Source organism: Phocaeicola intestinalis (genome assembly GCF_014837065.1).
Taxonomy (GTDB): Bacteria; Bacteroidota; Bacteroidia; order Bacteroidales; family Bacteroidaceae; genus Phocaeicola; species Phocaeicola intestinalis.
In genome coordinates this window covers 140,571-163,491 of sequence record NZ_JACSPP010000002.1, presented here as the reverse complement: position 1 = coordinate 163,491, position 22,921 = coordinate 140,571, and the positions used below count along the sequence as shown (strand labels likewise).

Genomic DNA, 22,921 nt, shown 5'->3' with positions numbered 1-22,921 from the left:
ATAAGGGAGAAGCGCACAAAACTGTTCATGGCTAACTCCCGTCAAGGCACGGAAACTTTTGCTGTTGTCTTTATGGTCGTGGTAATTCATGTCGCAAAGATACGCGTATGCGCGATATATAACAAATCTAAATTACATAAACTCTATTATTCATTGCATTTGCCTGGGAAGTTTGACAGGGTAAAAGGACTGACGGCTATCATCTTGAAAGACAGTGTGGCTCAAAAAGAGCTTCCGGTTATGGAGCGAAGGGAAGGAAAAGACTGGATTGGACTTCGCATCCGGAATAAGGGAAAAGTGACGGACATTTACATCAACCAGTTGGCAGACGGACGGTTGATGCATAGCAATTCGTGGATAGAAGCGGATGGTTGGGTAACCGATGCCTATATGTTTGCCGTGTCTTATCCGGAGGGAGATAATCCTACGGAGGCGGATGAACTGTTCCTGGCTTATGGCAGTGCATTGCGCCGTGATGGGGTTTCGTATTTTGCTTCACTTTCTAAGTTGTTTTTTGTACAAAAGGCAGCCGGTGGAGATTTGAACTTATGGATAGACGGACAACCTTATGTAAATGCGTCTTTCCGTTCAGGAAAACGTCCTTCCCGCTTGATTGTGAACGGCGAAGCAATGCATGTGAATTATCAGAATGGTTTGTTGGATGTGAAATATAAAAAATAGAGTAGAATGAGAAAATTAGGTATTGTATGTTTAATATGTTTGTTGTGTGGAACAGTTCTTTCCGCTGCCGAATGGCAATGGTCGGTAAAGGTGAAAGGATGCGTGTCAAGAGAAACAGGGGAATCGCAGGAAGCGTTCCTGTGGATACCTCCTGCGTGCGAACGGGTGAAGGCGGTAATGGTGGGACAACAGAATATGTCGGAAGAAACGTTGTTTCATCTTTCTGCATTCCGTGAGGCGATGGGGCGGTTAGGAATTGCCTTGATATGGATTACGCCTGAATTAGACCAGCGGTGGGATGTGACAACCGGTGTACAGGAAGTTTTCGACAAGATGCTTGCCGACTTGGCGGAAGTGAGCGGATATACGGAACTGGTTGACGTGCCGATTGTGCCGATAGGACACTCGGCGCAAGCTACTTTCCCATGGAACTTTGCCGCATGGAATCCGGAGCGGACATTGGCTGTCATTTCCTTACATGGCGATGCTCCGCGCACCAATCTGACCGGATACGGGAGAGCAAATCTGGAATGGGGGCGCACGCGGAACATCGATGGCATACCGGGGCTGATGATTGAAGGCGAATACGAATGGTGGGAAGCGCGGGTCAATCCGGCATTGGCTTTCCGCATGATGTATCCCGAAAGTTGTATCTCTTTCTTGTGCGATACGGGCAGGGGACATTTCGATGTGGCGGACGAGACGGCAGCATATATCGCATTGTTTATCGGAAAAGCGATGGAGCATCGGCTGGATGAGGCTTCGGGTAAGCTGAAGCCGGTAAATGTACGGGCAGGCTGGCTGGCTTCCCGTTGGAGTCCAATGGAAGGCAAGCGTCCGGAACCAGCTCCCTATTCGGATTATAAAGGCGATACTCACGATGCGTTTTGGTATTTCGATGAAGAAATGGCAGAGCTTACCGAAGCCCGTTACCGCAAGCATCTGGGGAAGCGGATGCAATACATCGGCATCAGACAAAAGGGCGGGTTGGTGAAGTATGATTCGAAAGCTCACGTACGTATATCTGTGCCTTTTTCTCCTGATGCAGACGGGGTGACTTTTCATTTGAATACTTGTTTTACAGACAGTACGCGCAGCGTTAGGACTGATGAACATGCCGCAGGCACTATTCGTATAGATTGTGTGTGTGGTCCGGTTGAGAAAGTGGACGATACAACGTTTGTGCTCAGTTTTAGCCGGATAGGGATGGATAATCCACGGAGGAGCGGAAGCATTACATTGGTCGCAAGCCATCCGGGAGATAAAGTGTATAAAGGTGTGGTGCAAGAGTTGGAGATGAAAGTACCTCTTCGGATAACAGAGGGGAAGAGGCAAAGCATATTGTTTCCCAGCTTGAATGATGTCCGGCATGGCACGGAACGTCTCGTTTTGCATGCGGAATCCGATTGTGGGTTGCCTGTCCGTTATTACGTAAAGGAGGGACCCGCCGAAGTAAGCGGCAATGAATTGCGTTTTACACCGATACCTCCTCGCGGCAGATTCCCGATAAAGGTTACCGTAGTGGCTTGGCAATACGGCATCGCCGGAAAGGTACAGACTGCCGAGCCGGTAGAGCCGGTGCGCACTACGTTCCGCCTGCGCTATCCTTCATGGAGCAGAGATGTGCAAGTCCGTGTTAATGGCAAGCGGGTGAAAGTACGCCAGCAGCCCGGCTCGTATATCGCGATAGAACGGGAGTGGAAGGATGGTGATCGCATCGAAGCGACCTATCCGATGCACCTGACGTTGGAGGCCGCGCCTGATAATCCTCACCGCGCCGCCCTGCTCTACGGTCCGGTGGTGCTTGCCGGAGCCTTGGGTACGGAAGGAATGCTGCCGCCTGCCCCCGATTCGGACCCGTCGAAGTATAACGACTATTACACCTACGATTACCATATCCCCGAAGGGTTGCCCACCGGCTTGATATGGGATGCCGGACATCCCGAAAACTGCGTGCAGCGGATTACGGAGGACGGTTTGCGCTTCTGCACGGCAGACGGCGTGACGGTGTTGCCCCTTTACGATGTGCACCGCCAGCGTTACGTGTTGTATTGGGACATAAAAGAATAGGTAAACGTATAAATGAAGCGGCACGATGAAGAAACGCAGATTCACGCGGATTTTCGCAGATTATAAATTTCAATGTGAATCAAATCTGCGTGAATCTGCGAAAATCTGCGTTTCAAAACAATTCGTCCTACTGGCACCTTCGAAGTGATACAAAATGGAATTTAGAGGTCTGAAACAGGCTTTGCACCACTTGCAAAATGGTTTTCAGAGGTCTAAATCGGCTTTCGAAGTGATGCAAAATGGATTTTAGAGGTCTAAAACAGACTTTGCAAGTGGTGCAAAGTCAAATTCAGAGGTCTGAAATGGATTTTGCACGTCTGCAAAGCCCGATTCAGACCTCTGAATTGCATTTTACATGTTTTTCAAGGTGCCGGAAAGCTTACTTTACGGTCACTTGCAGCGGGTGGCGCACCTGTTTTGCGTAGGCTTTCAGGTAATCGGTCCACGATTCATCCGTGTCGAAGCCGTATTTGCTCCAGCCCGAACCCCAGTAATAGGTGAAGGTGTCGCCGGGACGGTAGGTACAGATTCCTAATACGTGTCCCAACGCATCGCCCGCGGGCTTGTCGAAGAGCTGCACTTTGGTCTGCACCGTCGTATCGGGGAATACGGCACCTACGTAGACGATGCCGTTGTCCGATTGAGGTTCGGTGGTAGGGTCGGCATAGGCGATATATCCCTCCTGGGCGTTGTGGGCATAGCCTTCGGCATTGGCGGCATGGAGCACGATTCCTCCTGCCACGGGTGTGGGTTGGCTCAGGTTGGCATACGTTACGGTAGTCTGGTTCAGCTGCGAGCCTTTGTCGAGCCGGATGATGCGGGTTTCCACTACGTCCGAGTCATTGCCTATTACCAGTGGGTTGAAGGTAAGTTTCACGGTGAAGCGCAACGGACCGTTGTCCAGAATTTCATATTCTTTATAACAATACGGATAGACGATGGCAGAGTCGGGCATCAGTGCCGAGGTGCCTCCGCCTAGTGTGGGGCCTACGGCATAGCAGTCCATTCCGTTGCCGTGGTCTACGTGGTAGGAGATTTGACGTACCAGTTCGTCGGCTTCCTGTTTTTTGCCAGCCTTGCGCAGGGCGTTGATTTTTGCCCAGGCGGCGGTGTCCAGTTCCATTGCGTAGCGGTCTTCCACTACCAGGCGGTCGGTGTTCTTGGTGAACACGTCGTAGCCGTATGCCTGTTCGCCTTTCTGTTGCAGGGCGGGTCCGTAGGCACGGTAGGCGGCGCGGTCGTTTTCCCAGGCTATGTCGTCCAGACGTTCGGGGTAATGCCTTCCGTATGCTACGGTGTCGGTTTCAGCCGGTGTCCCTTGCCGGATGGTATATGCTTCGGTTCCTTTTGCCGATACCGATACGGGGAATATCAGTTTTCCGTCGTGGGTAAGCTGGTAAGGGATTTCCTGGGCTTGTGCGTTGCAGACGATGACGTGTGCCGTGTCGGGCAGGTCCAGCGATTGGAACACTTGTGCGGCGGGCACTTCTATCATTTCGCCCGTGCGTTCGGCATCGAGCGGGTTGGTTACGGTCACGGTGACCGTTTGGGGATTTCCGCATCCCCACAGGCAGGCTCCCAGAGCCGTTGCCGTCAGAAGTACAATCTTGTTCATAGTTCTTTTATATTAAGTAGGTTTGTTTCTTTGGGGGCAAAGGTATGGATTTCTTGCGTTTAGCCAACGGTTTTGCAGAAAAATTCGTCCGGATGAAAAATAATCGTGTTTCGGTTGAGTGGTTTTGCCAGTTCGTTCGTATTCCTTAACAAAAAGACTAAATTCGTATGAAACATTTTGTAGCAGGAATAATGATGTGTGTGGCGGGCATTTCGATGTACGCTGCCGCACCGGAGAAATTGGAAGTGAAGTCCCCTGGCGGGACGCAGCAGGTCGAGTTCTACATGTCGCGTTCGGCTTCGGGGGCGAATGTGCTTTGTTATCAAGTGTATTATAAAGGTGAAAAGGTGATTGGTTCGTCGCGTGCAGGACTGGAGTTGGACAACCGGGTATGGGAGATGGCATTGGGCAAGCGCAGCCTTCCCCAGCCCGACTGCTGGATGGATACGATGGAGGCTGACTCGGTGTCGTACGGGAGTTGTGACGAGACATGGCATCCGCTGTATGGCGAACGGGGCACGGTGCGCGACCGCCACAATAGCGGTACGCTGTACCTGTCGCGCAAGGACGGTTCGGGTTACCGGATGAACATCGAGGTACGTGCGTATGATGAGGGCATCGCCTTCCGCTATTTCTTCCCTGAGCATCCGCAGGCCATCTTCCATAAGGTCGTGGGTGACTTGACAGAATATACGCTGCCCGAAGGCACGAAGGCATGGGCGGAGCAGTGGGCGCAGGCTCCGTTCGAGCACGTGGATGTGAATGCGCTCAAACAGCCGGTGGAGCGTGCATTGACGCTGGAACTTCCCGGCGGAACGTGGATGGCATTGGCTGATGCCGATGTAGACGACTGGTGCCTGACCAAGTTCCTCGCCTCTCAGGAGAAGCCGAATACCTTGACGTCGGTGATGTACAGTCCGGTGGATGCCGTGACCTACTTCGCTTCGCCGTGGAAAGTGATTATGGTGGCGGACAAGTCCGGTGAATTGCTGGAGCATAACGATATCATCCAAAATCTGAACCCGCCGTGCGAGATAGCCGATGTCTCGTGGATAAAGCCCGGCAAGATTATGCGCGAGACCACGCTTACCACGGCTGGGGCTATGGAGACAATTGATTTTTGCGCGGCGCACAAGATTCCTTATATGTTGTTCGACTGGCAATGGTATATGCCCTGTACTTCATTCGACGGAGATGCCACGCAGGTGGTGTCCAAACTCGACTTGCCCAAGGTGATAGCATACGGGAAGAAGAAAGGTGTAGGGGTATGGCTTTACGTCAACCAGCACGCCTTGCAGAAGCAGATGCGTGAGCTGTTCCCGCTGCTGCGCAAATGGGGCGTAGTGGGCGTGAAGTCGGGTTTTGTGCAATATGCTTCCCACCGTTGGGCGGTATGGTTGCACGACATGGTGCGCTATGCTGCCGAGAACCGGCTGATGATAAATATCCACGACGAGTTCCGTCCGTCGGGTTTCAGCCGTACCTATCCCAACTTGCTGACGCAGGAAGGCATCCATGGCAACGAGGAGTTTCCCGATGCCACGCATAATACCATTCTGCCTTTTACCCGTATGATAAACGGGGCGGCAGACTATACCATCTGTTATTACGACAAGCGTCTGAAAACCACCCACGCTCATCAATTGGCTGCATCGCTGGTATTTTACAGCCCGTTGCAGACACTGTTCTGGTATGATAAGCCTTCGTTCTATGGAGGCGAACCCGAAATAACGTGGTTCGAGCAGTTGCAGACGGTGTTTGATGACACGAAAGTCTTGGGAGGGGAGCCGGGCAAGTATGTGAGCATAGCCCGCCGCAGCGGAAAGACTTGGTTCGTAGGGCTGTTGGGTAACAACGAAGCTTCTTCCCGGCAGATTGACTTGTCTTTTCTTGATGAAGGGCAGACATACATTGCCTATGTGTATGCCGACGGTGGAGAAGAGACGGGCACACGTACGCAAGTGAAATGTTCCGAATGGTTGGTTGATGGCAAACAGGCGTTGCGCTTTGCCTTGAAGCCACGCGGAGGGGCGGCGGTTCGCCTGGTTCCCGTGTCGGACCAGGATGACAGAAAAGTGGAATCTTATCAAGGACAATTATTATAACATACAATAGAAGGAAAATATGAAAACAAGAAATTGGTTGATTGGAATCGGGTTAGTTTGTCTGACGGCTTGTGCAGATACAAAATCTGGCGATGTGTCCGGGCGGTTTGATGCAGACGAAGCATTGGCATATTGTGATGCTCAGGTGCGCCGCACGTTAGACGAGCTGGCTCAACGCGACGGGGGAGTAGATTATACGATGATGCCCCGGAACATAGCCGACAGTGCCTCGCATTGGTACTGCAGCAAAGTGACAAAGGATGAGTGGTGTGCCGGCTTCTGGCCTGGTATCCTGTGGTATGATTATGAGTATACGAACGACCCTGCCATCCGGCAGGAGGCAGAGAAGTTTACCGCTTCGTTAGAATATCTCACCTATGAGCCTGCATACGACCACGATTTGGGATTCCTGATGTTTTGCAGTTATGGGAACGGCTACCGCCTGACACGTAATGAATCTTATCGGCAAGCTATCTTGCGCAGTGCCGAAGCCCTTTCGGCATTGTTCAATCCGAAGGTGGGTACCATGCTTTCGTGGCCCCGTAATGTAGCCATGTTTGGTGGGCATAACACCATAATGGACAATATGATAAACCTGGAGATGTTGTTTTGGGCGGCAAAGAACGGAGGCGATAAAAAGCTGTATGATATGGCGGTGTCCCACGCCGATACTACGATGAAATATCATTTCCGTCCCGACTATACATCGTATCACGTGGTTGTATATGATACCTTGACGGGCGAGTTTGTCAAGGGAGTCACCCATCAGGGATATGACGATAACAGCATGTGGGCACGTGGACAGGCATGGGCTATTTATGGCTATACGGTGGTATATCGCGAAACGAAAGAGCCGCGTTTCCTCGATTTCGTGCAAAAGGTAGCAGACGTGTATCTGGAGCATTTGCCCGATGATTATGTTCCTTATTGGGATTTTAATGACCCTGCCATTCCATACGCGCCCCGCGATGCTTCGGCTGCCTGTGTAGTAGCTTCGGCATTGCTTGAATTATCCGGATATGTATCACCGGAAAAGGGGCAGGAATACAAGAAGGCTGCAGTCTGTATGCTGGAAAGCCTGAGTTCGGACAAATACCGGAGCGGGAAAAGCAAGCCGGCTTTCCTGTTGCATTCCACCGGAAATTATCCGAGTCATTCCGAAATCGATGCAGCCATCATTTATGCCGATTATTATTACATTGAAGCATTGATGAGGCTGAAGCAGATGAAATCGTAGGCAGGCAGATGATTATTCTTGCCGGATAGTTTGATTATGGCTTAAAAAGTATATCTTTGCGGTAAATGATAAAACAATTCACCACAGAGAGGACACTGGGGAATATCTGTTTGCTGTTATCCGATTTTACGATATACGATTTCATGTCGGAATAGTAAATTGTCAACTCGTAAATAGAAAAGACTCTGTGTGCCTTCTGTGGTGAATTTTATATATTATTCTTTTAAAGAATATCCTCATTTTGCCAAATTGGCTGTTTGCGGATTCATTGGGAAATATTCCATCTTCTGCCTCTGAAACAGTTTTCTCAGGTTGTAAACCGTTTTGCTTCTTCCATCACTTCATCGATACACTTCAATAGGTTGTCGGCATGTGTGCGCGTTTCTTCGCTCCAGGTGGTATCTCCACGGTGTGTTTCCAACCATAGTAACGAAGGGAGTGCATGCCGGGCTTCTATCATTGTGAAAGTGGGCAGCATTTTATGGGCAATTTCACCCAACTGGCGTACGGTGCCGTTTTCCAGTATTTGTAGGATGTGTTCGCGGTTTTTCTGTGTTTCGGCAAGAAAGGTGTTCATAATTTGGCGGGCAGCCTCTGGATCATCTTCCGAGAAAGCAGTCAGAGGGTTGAAGTTGAACCGTTTTTCTATAGATGTGTCGGGCAATTGTTTGGTCGGAACCGGAGTGGTTTGCCAGTCGGTATGCAGCGTGTGCTGGCATATCTTCAGCAGTTCCTGTTGGTTGAAAGGTTTGTAAAGACATCCTGCAAATCCTTGCGTGTGGAAGTCCGTTTCACTCATGTCGCTTCGTGCGGTGATGGCGATAACGGGCACGGTGTGTGCTTGTGGTGTGTCTTGCTTACGTATTTCCTTCAGCAGTTCGAAACCGTTCATGACTGGCATCTGGATATCGGTCAGGATGAGGTCGACAGGTTCCGACTGTAGCAGGCGGAACAATTCTTCGGGACGGGTACAGCAGTGTATGAAAGGGATTTGGCTTGCTGGAAGGTGTGCGAAGAGGTTGCGGAACATAGCTTCGGTGAGATTCAGCTGGATACGATCGTCGTCGATAAGCAGGATGTGTGCCTGCCTGTCGGCATGTAGTCTGATGGGGTCGGTCGTTTCCGGACGTATTGTCTGGGCTAGGGGAAGGGGAAACGATATGTGGAACACGCTGCCCTTTCCGGGGCTGCTCTGGATGTGGATGTCTCCCTTCAGCAGTTCCACCAGTTTGCGTGTAATGGACAGGCCTAGTCCGAAACCTTCCTGCCCTTGTGCGCTGCGCAGGCGGGTGAATTCATGGAATATGCGTGCCTGTTCTTCGGAAGTCATACCGCATCCAGTATCTTTCACACTGAACTGGAAAGAGTTATTTCTATAGCTGATGCTTAGGGTAATAGAACCTTTTTCTGTGAATTTCAGCGCGTTCGACAGCAGGTTTTCTGCTATTTGCCGGATACGGAAGGGGTCACCTTCCAGGTTCAGGGATGGAGTTACATGTTCATCGAATATGAAAGCAAGTTGTTTTTTTTCGGCAATAGGTAAAAAGCTGTGGTAAATATTATCGAACAGTTCGTGAGGATTGAAGCTGACAGGATGCAGGTCCATTTTGCCTGCTTCCAGCCGGTGGTAATCGAGCAAGGATGTGACAAGGTCGAGCAGGTGGCGTGCCGAGTTTTGCATATTGTGCAGGTAGAACAGCTGGCGCCGGTCGTTCACCAGGCGGATGAGCAGGTCTATGTATCCGATAATGGAACCGGCGGGTGCCTTGATGTCGTGTGTAATGGTGAGCATCAGTTTTTCGCGTGCCAGAAGGAGGTTTTCGGCATATTGCTTCGATTTTTCCAGTTCGTGACGATAGTGGTTGCTTCGGGTGATGTCGCGCCAGATGATGATGAAAAACACCAGTGCCAACAGTACGGCAAGGATGGCTATGGTAGCCATTGTATGCGCGGCTTGCTGGCGGATGTCGTGTTCGTGCATTACGCGGCGCTCCATGGCTGCCTGTTCATCGGCTTCAATGGTATCCAGTAATTGGTTTACCCGTTTGCTTAGCATGTTTCCAGCTATGCGGAGCTGGTTGATGCGTACGTCAAGGGTGCGTTGTTGTTCTTGCCGGCTTTGGAACACCTTGTGTTGAATGGTGGTGAGCATACTGGCGATGGTATCGACAGGATTGTATGCTTCATCGATGGTATCGGTATATACCTCTTGCACAACGTTGTTCACCTGGGTAGAGTCGGGCTTTCCCGGAGCAAAGAGGTCGGCTAGCCGGCGGAAGAATTTCTTGGGTTTATGATGAATGGTGTAGGTATTGCGGTGTGTTACGATACGGCGCTGCACATGTGTGCCGCTCAGGATAGAGTCTTGTTGCAGAATGAGGCTGTCTATCTGCTGGCGGTAAAGTTCATCGGTAGGGCTTTCGCGTATTACTTCCAGTACGCGCAACATGTTCCATTCTTTTTGTTTCAGAAGTAAGCTTACGGTGTCCAGACGTGCTTGCTGGAGGGTGTCGGTCAGCAGGTTGCGGAGTGAGTCGATGAGTACGCCGGTTTCTTTCATTGTTTTTCTGTAGCGCGGATATTCGTCCAGGCTGCCTGCGCGCAGTGTCTGTCCGATAATCTCGGCATCGTAGAGCTTGGTTACTATCTGATGGGTTGTTTTCCGGCGTGCACTGATGGTTTCCTCAATGCCTGTAGGGGCAGTAAGTAAGTTCATTTGGCGGTAGATGTAGCCGATAGCACCGAAAAGCAGGGCGGTCAGCAGGATAAATCCGAATGCTATTTTAGTGGAAGTGGAAAACATTTTTGTAATTAACAATTATCAATTAATAATTAACAATTAGCAATTAACATCAAGTTGTAGTCAGGTGCCGATACCCTTTTGCACCGGTTTCATCAGCAAGACTCTAGGCTTTTAACCCCTGATTCACATCGCTTACAATTAATAACGGGTATTGCCCAGTGTCTTTACTTTATACCGGAAGCGGAGGTAGTACATGATTCCTGCACTGGTGAGTCCAAACGGGAATGCCATCCAGATACCCGTGATGCCCCAATTGAGGGTAAATCCGAAGATATAGCCAAGGGGGAGTGAGATGACAAAGTAGGCAATGAAAGAGAACAACATCATTGGACGTACATCGGCTATCCCTCGCAGGGCATTGGCGAAGTTGATTTGAAGTCCGTCGCCGAACTGGTAGAGCAGGAATGGTACAATGACTTGTGCCACCATCAGGCTGACAGAGGCATCATCGGTAAACCATCCGCCGATATGGTGACGTAGCAGATAGATGGGTACGGAGGTACAGATTATCATTACCAGAATGATATGGAAACCTGTATTAGCCGTACGGTTCACGTTGTAAAAATCACGTTGCCCCAAGAAATTGCTGATGCGTACTGATACGGCTGCTCCCATGCCATAATACATCATAAAGCAGATTTGCGACACGGCTATCATTACTTGGTAAGTGGCAAGTTCGGTACTTCCCAGCCAGCCCACCATAATGGCACTGAGGCTGAAAGAGGCCGTTTCCATACCCATCTGTGCAGCAATGGGCCATCCCAGCCGGTTGAGCAGAGTGAAGTCGGCCCGATTGATCTTGCCTGTGGAGAAACCTTTGCGGAAATGCCGGTAGCGGTTGGTGAAGAAAAACAAAACCACGTATGCCACTACCATCAGGATGCGGGAGATGAGGGTGGAAAGTCCGGCACCGGTCAGTCCCATTTCAGGAAGCCCCAGTTTGCCATAGATGAGAATATAGTTGCCGATGATGTTCAGCAGGTTTCCGCCCAGCAGGATCCACATTGACACTTTCGTGTCGGTGATACCATCGGAGAATTGTTTGAAGGCATTGAACCACAGCACGAACGGTAATGAGACGAACAGCACCATAAAGTACGGACGCATGTAGGGAATCAGTTCGTCGGGTTGTCCCAGCCGGTCAAGGTTGAGGTAGAGTGCCAGTAGCAGGACACATACCAGTGCCGCCAGCACGGTGTTTGCCAGCAGGCTGTTTTTCAGTACCTGTCCGGTTTCGAATGTTTTTTTTTCTCCGAAAAGCCGTCCCACCACCGGTGTTAGTCCGTAAGCAAACCCGGTGCTGAAGATGATGGCAAGATTGAACATATTATTGACAAAACTGGCGGCGGCAAGCTCTACCGAGCTATGGTGTCCCACCATAATTGTGTCGGCAAAGCCCAGCACAATGACACCTATCTGTCCGATAACGATGGGAAGCCCTAAGCCAAGCAGGGCACGGTAGTGTGTGTTCATGTGTTTTTTGCTTTATAATAAAGAATGCTGCAATTTTCGGGCACGAATGTTTTCCGGGCAGTTTCCTGTACTTGTCCGGTGGTGATGGCCCGGTACTTGTCTACTTCGCGGTTGATGTCTTCTGCCTTGCCTATCAGTTCGAAATAAGCCAGGTTGGTGGCTACGTTCAGGTAATTCAGGTTGTTGAATATCTGTTCGCTTTCGTAGCGGTTTTTCACTTTTTCCAGCTCAGCTTCAGAGACGGATGGCGTTTTCAGTTTGTCCAGTTCTTCCCACACGGCTTTTTCGGCTTCTTCCAGAGATATGCCTGCGGCAGGCTTGCCGGTAATGTGCAGCAATCCTTCGTCAAGGCTTCCTGATATGTAGGCATCAATGGATGCGAAAAGTTTCTTTTCCTGTACCAGGTTTTGGATAAAACGCGATGACCTGCCGTTCGACAAGAGGTCGGTGATGAGGTCGTACACGTAATATTCGGGTTGGAACCGGTTGCATATATGGAATGCCATATATAGGGCATCGATAGGTACTTTGCGCGTTACGGTAAGCCGGCGGACGGAGGTTTGCTTCCGTTCGGTGGGTAGGTGGCGTTCGGGTATTTCGCGTGCCGGTATGGGACCGAACCATTTTTGTGCCAGACGCACGGTGTCTTCAAACGGGATGTGTCCTGTTACGGATAAGATGGCATTGTTGGGCGCATAAAAACGGTAGAAAAAGTCTTTCACTTCTTCCAGTGTGGCATTGGCGATATGGCTGATTTCTTTCCCGATGGTGGGCCAGCGGTAAGGATGATCCTGATAAGCCATTTCGCGAAGCAGGTGTGAGGCATCTCCATAAGGCTGGTTCAGGTTGCGCTGTTTGAATTCTTCTATTACCACTTGCCGTTGCACTTCCAGGCTTTGAGGACTGAAGTCTAGGCTCAGCATACGGTCGCTCTCCAGCCAAAAGCCGGTCTCTACGTTCTGGTAGGGGAGTGTAATGTAGTAGTTGGTGATGTCAGTATTGGTCCAGGCGTTGTTTTCGCCTCCGGCATTTTGTACGGGAGTGTCGTAGTCGGGGATGTTTGCTGAACCTCCGAACATCAGGTGTTCGAACAGATGTGCGAATCCTGTATGGTCGGGGTCTTCGTCACGCGACCCTACATTGTACAGGATATTGAGCGCTACCATTTGGGTGGAGCGGTTTTCGTTATGCACAATACGCAGTCCGTTTTCCAATGTATAATGGTTTACCTTTATCATATAAGTGAAGAATTAAGAATGAAGAATGAAGAACCGCTTCGCCCGCATGGAAAATTCTTCATTCCTCATTCTTCATTAATTAATAATGCTTGCTTTGGTGATACGGATGTTTTCCGTCGGGCGGTCTGCCTTGTTGGTTTTGGCTGCCTCAATTCGTGCCACGGCATCCATTCCTTCCACTACTTCACCGAATACGGTATAGTCGCCATCCAAATGGGGTGCTCCGCCTTCTGTTGTGTAAATCTTGATTTGTTCGGGGGTGAATCTGCGGATACCTTCTTGCAACTGTTGCGATTTGGCTTGTGCTTCCAAGGTGTCTTGAAGGGCAAGCAGGCCAGCCATATCATTAGCCTTGCGCATCTTGTAGATTTCCTTCATGTGCTTGCGGGCGAGGTTTTGGAAGATGGTGTCCAGACGTCCTTGGTTGATGTTTTTTTCCATTTGGATAAGCTGGTCTTCACTGAACACGTTACCTGTCACGATATAAAATTGGCATCCCGATGAGGCGCGTTCAGGATTGACGTTGTCGGGCTGGCGTGCGGCAGCCAGTGCACCACGCTTGTGGTAGCGTGTGTCGACAAATTCGGCCGGTATAGTGTAACCCACGTCTCCGCTTCCCAATGAAGCCGTATCGTTGGCGGTTTTGCTGGTGGGGTCTCCTGCCTGAATCATGAAGTTTTTGATAACGCGGTGGAATAGTGTGCCGTCATACACGCCCTCTTTCACCAGCTTGATGAAATTGTCGCGGTGTTTCGGGGTTTCATTGTATAGCTTTACGGTAATGTCGCCCATTGTGGTTTCCAGACATACCAAAGTTTCGTCTCCGTTTGTCATAAATTTGTTCGTTTTGCGATTGCCCGTGCAGGCGATGCTGCAGGCTATCAGGGTTAATAAAAAGATTGCTTTTCTCATAATTCGAGGTGTTTGCTGTGCAAAGGTACGAAAAGGCATCCAGTTTTTGGGAAAATTGGATGCAGAAATTTGTTGTTATCCTTTGCGCGATATGAAAAATTATGCATTTGGATTGATGCTATATTGGACACAACCCACACTGCATGTGGGGAAAAACGCTCACTTGCCTGTTACGTATGACAGATGTCATATATGGATAATACAAATTTGTAAGATTCTACACTGGCAGGATAAAGAAAACATTTTTTAGAGAAAAGATACGCATTTCTGGATAACAAAAGCCCCCGAACCGCTCTTTGCAGCTGGGGGCTTTGTCTTGAGTGTAAGTTTAACTATTACTTTTTGAGTAATATTCGGAATATGCCATTTAACGGCTCATCATTCTGCTCCGTAATCTTCATCATTAAGTTCGTAGGTCATGTTGCTTGAGTTGTTCAAGTTAACGTAGATACGATAGCTGCCCGCAGTAGCGATCTTAATATTGTCTTGCGTGTTCAATCCACCGTCGCTTGTACCTCCGAACCATGTACCGTTGTCGGTCAGGAATTTGATTTCATCGTTTGCCGCAAATGTGTAGTCAATATAGAAACGTTGGCGTTCCGGATCGAATTGCATTTCATTTTCGGGTTTGGATGTATCCCAAGTCAGCCCTGACGCGCTGCCTACCAAGAACAAGGCATCGAAGCTGAGGTTGTTGGTCAGCAACAGCGTTGAGTTATTGAACTGGAAGCGGTAGTAGCGGTGGCTATAGCAAGCGATATTTCCCGATCCTCCATCGTTAATCAGTTGTATGCTGGGTGCTTCGGCTTCGGGTGCAGCCGCACTTCCGTCAAGTCCCCAGTTTCCATTATCCCAATTAGTGTCTCCTGTCAGCTTGAAGCCTTTGCCTTTGTTTTCTCCAAAGTCGATGATGCCTTCAAAGTTAACAGCATCCTCACTGAAACTGAAGAGTGATTGTGCGGTATCCCATCCCCATCCGCTGTAATCACCGACGGCGTACACTTCAGGGTATTGGATGTCGGCACTGTATGGGGTGATATTTAGCGTCAGTACATTTGAAAGAAGTGGGTTTGCAGCTTCAGAAATAGAAGATGACAAACGGATTTCAAAATCGCGTGCGCTAAAATCTTCTTCAATGCCGTATGTACGTAGCAATGTGAGAATGTTAGCATTTAGGGTACCTATGGTTATTTCTTGTGATGTAGCGGTTGATACAGATGCTAATTGTATGGCATTAGCAAAATCATTACCCGCTAAGTCAAAATCAATGGTTGTAGTGACAATGGCATCATATCCAAAGTCTGGTGCTGTCCATTCCAAGGTAAACGCCGTATTTTCCGAATAGCGTGATTCCAGTACATAGCTGGTTGTTGCAGGAGTAGCCAAAACGGCAGCTTTTGTGCTTTCCACATTGTAGGTAACTTTTTCCAAGTCGTTTTCACAAGCGGTGAAAGCTAGGGCTATTCCTAATACAGATATATAGTTGAGTAGCTTTTTCATGTTCTGTTCTACTTTAAAGTTAAACGGTAAATTAATAACCCTCATTTTGTGTCAGACTAGCGTTGACGCTCAAATCTGTGGTTGGAATAGGATAAAGATTGTAATGGTTGTCTACGCCTACACCAGTCGGTGTCCCTCCTTTTTCAACCCACAAATAGTTATTCGAAGTAAATAATCCATAACGGATAAGATCTGTACGGCGTGTACATTCGAAGTACATTTCGCGTTGACGTTCATTCAACAAGTTGCCGTATTGTACACTGGTACTAGTGCCACCCACATTGGCGTTAGCAGTCAGCCAACTGCTGCCGATAGTAGAAGCTCCGCCTCGTAGGCGAAGGGCATTGATATATCCTACAGCCGTTTCTAAATTTCCACCTTGTCCGCCACGTGCTACGGCTTCGGCATAGTTCAGGTAGATTTCACCCAAGCGGAAGAAAGGGAAGTCAGTGTCGGGGAAGGTGGCGTTCTTGCCTGGATTCCCGTTACTGTCAAGGTTGGTGAACTTGAACACAGACCATCCCTGCGTATCAAAAGTAAGGTTCGATGTGGTAATATCTACACTTTTTCCTTCGCTATAGAATATGCCTCGCTTGTCGGTGATGTTGTCGGCAGTCCAAGTAGATTCATCGCTGCTGGGGAACTCGAATACACGCACCAAATTGCCTGTACCGCGGAATCCTGCCCATCCGCCACTAATGCCGCTTTCTGCACCTTGGTTACTTCCTCGTGTTCCAAGGATAATTGCTCCGATACCGTATGATTGTGCGGTTTCGCCGTCTGCCATAATGGGGAAAATGATTTCCTTATTGGCTGCTGTATTTTCACCGTTGTCTGCCATGAATAGTTCGGCATAGTTATCAGCAAGACTGTATCCTGCATTGATCACATTATTACAACGGATGATGCAGTCGGTATAGCGTTCTGTACCGGTGTACACTTCTGCATTGAGGTACATGCGGGATAACAAAGCGTCTACCGCTGCTTTTCCAGCGCGTCCATAATCAGCTTTCACTGGTAAAGCATCATAGATGGCAATCAATTCACTTTCAATCCAATTGAATAATTCAGCACGTGATAACTGTGTGGGTGTCAATGAATAGTTGGATTCAGTGATGAAAGGCGGACGTCCAAATAAATCCATCAATGAATAATATGCCAATGCACGACAGAAACGGGCTTCGGCTGCATATTGGGCTTGATTGATTTCAGTGGGTGCGTTGCCGATGTTCTTCATGAAGTCGTTCACCAAAGCTACAATGTACATGGCGCGCTGGTAAGCTCCTTCAATAGGTTCAACTTGTGCCGTAGTCCATGTAATGGAGTTCATGGAAGAAACCCAAGCATCAGGCCATGCGTTCTTGGTTTCGTCAGTAGGGGTAGTCTGCAGGGTAAACCAGCAGCGGAGCAATACCGTATTACCTGGATCCAGTCCGGCAATGTCAGAATCGCCTGCACCGTTTTGTCCGGATAGCGCCCATACTGAATAGATTTTATTTAAAGCCATCGTATAGCTTTCAGCACTGTCGTATGCAACATTGGAAGTTACCACATTGGGATCCAACGGGAATACGTCAAGATCGTTTACGCAGCTTGTAAAAGAAAATAAACCAGCTGCAAGTAAGGATGTTGTGATATATTTCAGTTTCATAATTATCTAATGGTATTAAAAGTTAAGATTGAGTCCTAAAGTGAATGTGCGCGGACGTGGCCATATCGTACCGTCGATACCGTTTACACCAGGTATTTCTGGATCAAGTCCTGAATATTTCGAAATGGTGAACACATTCTGTACGGATGCACTGATGCGTCCTGAAATCTTATCGGTAAAGAACTTGTCGAAAGTGTATCCCAATGTGATATTATCCATCTTCAAATAAGAAGCGTTTTCCAAATAAAGGTCGGTCAATTTACCTTCAGTGCTGCTGGTGTACTTGAACCCATTGGTGTATTCTACGGCATCTTTGTTGATGTTGGACAAAGTTCCCAAACCTCCATAATTGTTGTATGAACCATTGTCGGCTGCTTGAGCATTAAATGCGTAGTTGCCGATGCTGGCACGCAAGTTAAAGCCCAAATCCCAGTTTTTCCATTGGAATTGTGAACTGAATCCCATATATACGTCAGCTAACGGGCTCTTGTTCGTGAAATAACGGTCACCATCGTCAATCGTACCGTTACCGTTACGGTCTACAATCGCATTTTGGATAGGGTTGCCATTCTCGTCATACACTTGTTGGTAAGTCCAGAATGTATAGGGAGCGTATCCTACTTGATGTCTCGATAATGGTGTGTTTGTACCAAAAGGTGCTGTTGCAGCTACAATACCTTCATAGTCAGGGTTGAACCCTGTAGTCAGTTTGGTTATTTTACTATCATTCCATGTTACGTTATAACCAATGTTCCAAGAGAAGTCTTTTGTTTGGATAGCTACGGCGTTGACATTGAATTCGACACCTTTATTCTCCATTTCACCCACGTTTGCGGTAATCTGGTTAGTGAAGTTAGTTCCAGCAGGTGCGCTAACCGTATTCAGCAAGTCTTTGGTCTTCTTGATGTAGAATTCCAAGCTACCGCTGATACGTCCGTTCAGGAATCCATAGTCAACAGCTACATTATATGTATGTGTTTCTTCCCATTTCAAGTCTGGGCTATAGCCATCGGGCTTTAATAGGAAAGTGCCGTTATACATTGTATTGGTGTTGCTGCTGATAGCGTATTTGGTAAGATACATATAGTCACCGATGTCTTGCTGTCCTGTTACACCATAACCTAAACGGAGTTTTAAGTTGGACAATACATCACGGGTATTTTCCATGAAATTTTCGTTAATGATGCTCCATGCCAAAGCTACAGAAGGGAACAGACCCCAACGGTTGTTTTCACTGAATCGTGAAGAACCATCGCGGCGTAAGGTTGCTGTTAATAAGTAGCGGTCCATTAAGTTATAGTTCAAACGTCCGAAGAAAGATACTAAGTAATTTTCCCATGGATTATGGCGGCTATCATCACGTAAATAACGTTGTTCGCTTTCGTTCCATGTCCAGCCTGTGGGGGCACTGATGCCTGCGAAATCTCCTACAGCCGGATTGGATTTTTGCTGTGTAAAGTCATTGTAGTAGAAGTGCTGCCAAGAGTAACCTACCATCAAGTCTACATTGCTTTTAATAGGTTCGAAGTAGTGTACATAGTTGGCATAGAAATCCAGCAAGTGGTTTCGGCGCAGATTGCTCCATGAACCTCCTTGTCCCAGCATGGGGAAGTCGGTATCTTTTGTTGCTTGGAATGAATAAGGATTCACAAAGTTATCTCCAGTGGTCTTTGCGACATCGTATCCTAAGTTCAAATTCAAACGCAAGTCTTCAAATCCATGAATCTTATAATCTAACTGAATGTTACCCAGGCTGCGTTTGGTCGTGCCTTGATTATTTACATCAAGAAGCAATGATAACGGATTGGTCGTAGCATTTATATCCGGTTTGTAGGTGCCGTCAGCCTGTGCATTCGTATGGTTGTAGAAACCATTATAGCCATTCAGCCCTTCGGTATAGTTCCCTTCAGCGTAGACTGGTTTGGTCGGGTCGTATGAAATAGCTGCACCTACCGCACCTGAATCCGCGAAACGATTGTTATTGATGGTTCCTTTTACGTTAATGTCTAGACTTAAATGGTCATCAAAAAACTTCGGGCTTAAGTTTATGGCTGCAGTATAACGTTCATAGTCGGAAGTCTTCAGCGTACCACGTTCTTTGTTATAACCGAACGATACACGGAAAGGAAGGAAACCTGCCTTACCTGCAACTGCAATGTTTTGGTCGGTGCTTAAGCCTCCTTGGAAAATTTCATCTTGCCAGTCGGTGTTTACGTTGGGATACATGCCTAAATTGGCTTCGATGGTGTTGTACACGTCTTGTCCGGCATATTGGTTCAGCATTGTTTGGCGGAATTCGTCGCCGTTCATCACGTTCACGCGGTTGTACGGATCTTTATAAGAATACGTGCTGTTATAAGTCACTTTAATCTTTCCTTCCGCTCCCTTCTTAGTGGTGATGATGATGACACCGTTTGATGCGCGCGAACCGTAGATAGCTGTAGCCGAAGCGTCTTTCAATACGGTGAACGTAGCAATATCGTTCGGGTTTACGGTTGCCAAGGCATTCGGCGTGCCCGGAGCAGCATCGTTAGAAACAGGAATACCGTCGATGACAATCAGCGGGTCGTTGCTGGCGTTCAATGAGGCGCCGCTACGGATACGGATAGTAGAACCTGAACCTGGACCACCATCACCGCTGGTAACAGAAAGTCCCGGCACTTTTCCTTGCATTAATTCTTGAGGAGAAGTAACCGCACCGCGGTTGATTTCTTCAGCTTCGATGGCTACAACAGAACCACTCAAGTCGCTTTTCTTTACCGAACCATAACCGATGACTACCACGTCTTCCAGCATTTGGCTATCGTCTTCCATTACTACGTTCATGTTAGCCGCTGCAGGAAGTTCCTGGGTTTTATATCCGATAAATGAGATGACGATAATGTCACCTTTTTGGGCATTAAGGGTAAAATTACCGTCGAAATCGGTAATCGTTCCATTGGTGGTACCTTTTACCACTACACTGGCTCCGATGACGGTTTCGCCTGTTTTCTCTTTCACTACTCCGCTGACCGTAATGCTTTGCGCAAAGGCTTGTACGGAGAACAGCATTCCCGCCAGCCATAGCAGCAGGAGCTTGTTTCGTCTTTTCAAATCTTTCATTTTCATGTTTATTAGTTTAAGTATGAATAATAAAATTGGTTCTCTCTTTCTGTAGCCTCCTCTAAATCCCCTCCCAGAGGAGGGGACTTGTGGATGCTTTGTTTATGTATTTACCTATTGAAGAACTATGTGTTTCTTTTTACAAATCCAACTAATCCTGAAAAAATCAATCTTTTATTTCCTTTATCGATATCGCGTATCCTCCGCCGATGCCGGCTTTCAAGTTCAGCTTGGTCTTGGCGGTCACTTTCTTTTTGGTAATGGTATATGCCTGCGGGTTATTGTCCCATGCGGTGCCTTTTGCATCGGCATAGATAGTTGCCTCATATTTTTTGTCCGGATCGAGGAAGTCGAGCGTGAGCTTCGACTCGTGTCCGTTATATCCTGCCGAACATCCTACATACCAGTCGTTCGAATGCTTGTCTTTACGGGCGATAGTGACATACTCTCCCGGTTCAGCTTCCAGGTATTCAGTCCTTTGCCAATCTACAGGCACGTCTTTTATGAACTGGAAAGCATCCATGAAACGCTCGTAGTTTTCCGGCACATCGGCAGCCATTTGGAGCGGACTGTACATCGTGACATACAAAGCAAGCTGGCGCACAAGGGTAGAACGTACACGCGACGTATTGGTCGGATTCATTTTGCTGCAATCTGTTTCGAAAATGCCCGGTGTGTAATCCATCGGTCCCCCTACCAGACGGGTAAACGGAAGGATAGTCGTATGGTTCACATTGCTTCCGCCGAAAGATTCGTATTCCGTTCCGCGGGCTGATTCGTTACCAATAAGATTCGGATACGTACGGCACAAGCCGGTAGGACGCACTGCCTCGTGGGCATTGACCATAATCTTATAGTCTGCCGCTTTGGTCACGGCGTAGAGATAATGGTTTACCATCCATTGTCCGTAGTGATGCTCGCCCCGCGGAATGATGTCGCCTACATAACCGCTCTTTACCGAACTGTAGCCATTGTCTACCATAAACTGGTATGCCTTGTCCATGTGGCGTTCATAGTTGCGTACCGATGAGGAAGTTTCGTGGTGCATCATCATCTCGATACCCTTTCCTGCGGCATAACGGTGAAGTTCCTGCACGTCGAAGTCGGGATAAGGGGTTACAAAGTCGAATACATAATCCTTGCTCTTTCCGAACCAGTCTTCCCAGCCTTGGTTCCAACCTTCCACCAATACGGCATCGAATCCATGCTTGGCTGCAAAGTCGATGTAGCGTTTTACGTTTTCGGTGTTGGCAGAGTGCTTGCCGTTCGGTTTGGTCTGCAAATAATCGGTTTCGCCCAATTTCACACTGTATACATCATCGGTATAAGCCCATGTGCCGCGTCCGGTAATCATATCCCACCATACGCCTACGTATTTTACGGGGTGAATCCATGACGTGTCGGCTATCTTGCAGGGTTCGTTTAAGTTTAAGGTGATGCGTGAAGCAAGAATGTCGCGTGCATCATCACTTACGATAACGGTACGCCAAGGCGAATTGCATGGAGTCTGCATGTAGCCCTTATCCCCTTTGGCATCAGGAGTCAACCAGGATTCAAATACCATATTCTTGTCATCCAGGTTCAGGCTCATGCACGAATAATCTACCAATGCCGCTTCGTGCAGGTTGATGTAAAGTCCGTCATCGGTCTTCATCATCAGTGCAGTCTGTACGCCGGTAGGAGAGAATACATATTGCGATGAGTTGGGGGTAACTGCTTCTTTCATCTTGCTACGGATTTCTGACAGGCGCGAAGTCGTGTAGTCATATTCCTGCGTGTCATAATCGCCCGGAATCCAGAAAGCAGTGTGGTCGCCACTCATAGCGAATTGCGAATGCTCTTCCTTTATAACGAAATAGTTTAGGTTTTGTTGTTGTGGAAATTCATAACGGAATCCCAGTCCGTCATTAAAGAGGCGGAAGCGGATAACGATGTAACGGTTGTTCATAGGCTGGTCGAGGGTAACTTCCAGCTCATTGTAGTGGTTGCGTATTTCGCTTTCTTCGCCCCATACCGGACGCCACGTTTCATCGAATGTAGAGGTGCGTGTGTCTTTGATTTTAAATCCGGTCATCAGATTAGCCCGTTTGTCTACTCCGGCTTTGTCTTTCATTTCGGTCCATTCGAAGTCGGTTTTCTTTTCGGGGTCTTCCCGTTTCAGTTCCAATCCCAATGTACTGGGCTTAATGACTGTTTTTTCTTTAAAGGTAAGGTCGTACACAGGTGCGCCTTGCTCATTGAGGCTGAAGTTCATCACCAGATTTCCGTCCGGCGAAGTCAACTTTTGCGCGCTTGCACAAAAGGCGAAGCCACACATGGCCATGAGGGCAAAACTTTTCTTGATGTTCATACGTTATCAGGTATTAAAAGTTAATGAAATTTGCGTTACAATTTTCTGAAAGCAAAATTATGTGTCTTTCAAACGATTTCTTCCCGTATGACGGAAAATATAAAGATGTATAAAGTGTAATTTACTGGTAATTAATATGCTAAGTATTGTTTATAAGTAGTAAAATAGAAACGGGATTTAAATG

General features: G+C 48.1%; 12 protein-coding genes and 1 pseudogene. 4 read left to right on the top strand and 9 right to left on the bottom strand.

Annotation, left to right across the window (positions count from 1 at the left end; genetic code table 11):
- Together H9625_RS01315 and H9625_RS01310 are read left to right on the top strand one after the other, a co-directional pair.
- Positions 1-681, top strand: a pseudogene (locus H9625_RS01315) (hypothetical protein); the annotation flags it as partial.
- Between the two features lie 6 nt (positions 682-687).
- Entirely contained in the window at positions 688-2,751 is a 2,064-nt protein-coding gene (locus H9625_RS01310; protein WP_225226176.1) for a beta-L-arabinofuranosidase domain-containing protein, read from the top strand.
- Between the two features lie 379 nt (positions 2,752-3,130).
- Here H9625_RS01310 and H9625_RS01305 read toward each other — a convergent pair whose 3' ends face one another.
- Positions 3,131-4,366 carry a DUF4861 domain-containing protein gene (locus H9625_RS01305; RefSeq protein ID WP_191762785.1) on the bottom strand — a complete coding sequence of 412 codons (1,236 nt, stop codon included), beginning with the start codon at positions 4,364-4,366 and terminating at the stop codon, positions 3,131-3,133.
- Between the two features lie 167 nt (positions 4,367-4,533).
- Here H9625_RS01305 and H9625_RS01300 point away from each other — a divergent pair, with 167 nt between their 5' ends.
- Together H9625_RS01300 and H9625_RS01295 are read left to right on the top strand one after the other, a co-directional pair.
- Positions 4,534-6,471, top strand: coding sequence for a glycoside hydrolase family 97 protein (locus tag H9625_RS01300; protein WP_191762784.1), 1,938 nt, complete (start codon positions 4,534-4,536; stop codon positions 6,469-6,471).
- 19 nt (positions 6,472-6,490) lie between these two features.
- The gene (locus H9625_RS01295; RefSeq protein WP_191762783.1) at positions 6,491-7,708 is read left to right on the top strand and encodes a glycoside hydrolase family 88 protein; all 1,218 of its coding nucleotides are present in this window, start codon (positions 6,491-6,493) and stop codon (positions 7,706-7,708) included.
- Positions 7,709-8,015: 307 nt separating this feature from the next.
- Here the strand turns inward: H9625_RS01295 and H9625_RS01290 are convergent, their stop codons facing one another.
- The 8 genes from H9625_RS01290 to H9625_RS01255 form a co-directional block, all read right to left on the bottom strand.
- Complete coding sequence (locus H9625_RS01290) at positions 8,016-10,511, bottom strand: hybrid sensor histidine kinase/response regulator (RefSeq protein WP_022040070.1); 2,496 nt, start codon at positions 10,509-10,511, stop codon at positions 8,016-8,018.
- A gap of 138 nt (positions 10,512-10,649) precedes the next feature.
- On the bottom strand, positions 10,650-11,984 hold the full coding sequence (locus tag H9625_RS01285) for an MATE family efflux transporter (protein WP_191762782.1): 1,335 nt from the start codon (positions 11,982-11,984) through the stop codon (positions 10,650-10,652).
- Positions 11,981-13,222 (bottom strand): M16 family metallopeptidase, encoded by a 1,242-nt coding sequence (locus H9625_RS01280; RefSeq protein WP_087247478.1) that lies wholly within the window; start codon positions 13,220-13,222, stop codon positions 11,981-11,983. Before H9625_RS01280 ends, H9625_RS01285 begins: the two co-directional genes overlap by 4 nt.
- A 75-nt stretch (positions 13,223-13,297) precedes the next feature.
- Positions 13,298-14,134, bottom strand: a complete 837-nt coding sequence (locus H9625_RS01275; RefSeq protein ID WP_191762781.1) for a peptidylprolyl isomerase — start codon at positions 14,132-14,134, stop codon at positions 13,298-13,300.
- Between the two features lie 378 nt (positions 14,135-14,512).
- Positions 14,513-15,634: a SusE domain-containing protein gene (locus H9625_RS01270; protein ID WP_158100098.1), complete on the bottom strand. Its 1,122-nt coding sequence runs from the start codon at positions 15,632-15,634 to the stop codon at positions 14,513-14,515.
- Between the two features lie 31 nt (positions 15,635-15,665).
- Positions 15,666-17,285, bottom strand: a complete 1,620-nt coding sequence (locus H9625_RS01265; RefSeq protein WP_087247472.1) for a RagB/SusD family nutrient uptake outer membrane protein — start codon at positions 17,283-17,285, stop codon at positions 15,666-15,668.
- Positions 17,286-17,300: 15 nt separating this feature from the next.
- Entirely contained in the window at positions 17,301-20,393 is a 3,093-nt protein-coding gene (locus H9625_RS01260; protein WP_191762780.1) for a SusC/RagA family TonB-linked outer membrane protein, read from the bottom strand.
- Positions 20,394-20,553: 160 nt separating this feature from the next.
- Entirely contained in the window at positions 20,554-22,737 is a 2,184-nt protein-coding gene (locus H9625_RS01255) for a glycoside hydrolase family 97 protein (protein WP_087407010.1), read from the bottom strand.
- Positions 22,738-22,921: the final 184 nt, after the last annotated feature.

Bases quoted from the DNA above. Each gene is read 5' to 3' on its own strand.
- H9625_RS01305 (WP_191762785.1), bottom strand. From the start codon at position 4,366: ATGAACAAGATTGTACTTCTGACGGCAACGGCTCTGGGAGCCTGCCTG.
- H9625_RS01310 (WP_225226176.1), top strand. From the start codon at position 688: ATGAGAAAATTAGGTATTGTATGTTTAATATGTTTGTTGTGTGGAACA.
- H9625_RS01260 (WP_191762780.1), bottom strand. From the start codon at position 20,393: ATGAAAATGAAAGATTTGAAAAGACGAAACAAGCTCCTGCTGCTATGG.
- H9625_RS01290 (WP_022040070.1), bottom strand. From the start codon at position 10,511: ATGTTTTCCACTTCCACTAAAATAGCATTCGGATTTATCCTGCTGACC.
- H9625_RS01295 (WP_191762783.1), top strand. From the start codon at position 6,491: ATGAAAACAAGAAATTGGTTGATTGGAATCGGGTTAGTTTGTCTGACG.
- H9625_RS01300 (WP_191762784.1), top strand. From the start codon at position 4,534: ATGAAACATTTTGTAGCAGGAATAATGATGTGTGTGGCGGGCATTTCG.
- H9625_RS01270 (WP_158100098.1), bottom strand. From the start codon at position 15,634: ATGAAAAAGCTACTCAACTATATATCTGTATTAGGAATAGCCCTAGCT.
- H9625_RS01265 (WP_087247472.1), bottom strand. From the start codon at position 17,285: ATGAAACTGAAATATATCACAACATCCTTACTTGCAGCTGGTTTATTT.
- H9625_RS01285 (WP_191762782.1), bottom strand. From the start codon at position 11,984: ATGAACACACACTACCGTGCCCTGCTTGGCTTAGGGCTTCCCATCGTT.
- H9625_RS01280 (WP_087247478.1), bottom strand. From the start codon at position 13,222: ATGATAAAGGTAAACCATTATACATTGGAAAACGGACTGCGTATTGTG.
- H9625_RS01275 (WP_191762781.1), bottom strand. From the start codon at position 14,134: ATGAGAAAAGCAATCTTTTTATTAACCCTGATAGCCTGCAGCATCGCC.
- H9625_RS01255 (WP_087407010.1), bottom strand. From the start codon at position 22,737: ATGAACATCAAGAAAAGTTTTGCCCTCATGGCCATGTGTGGCTTCGCC.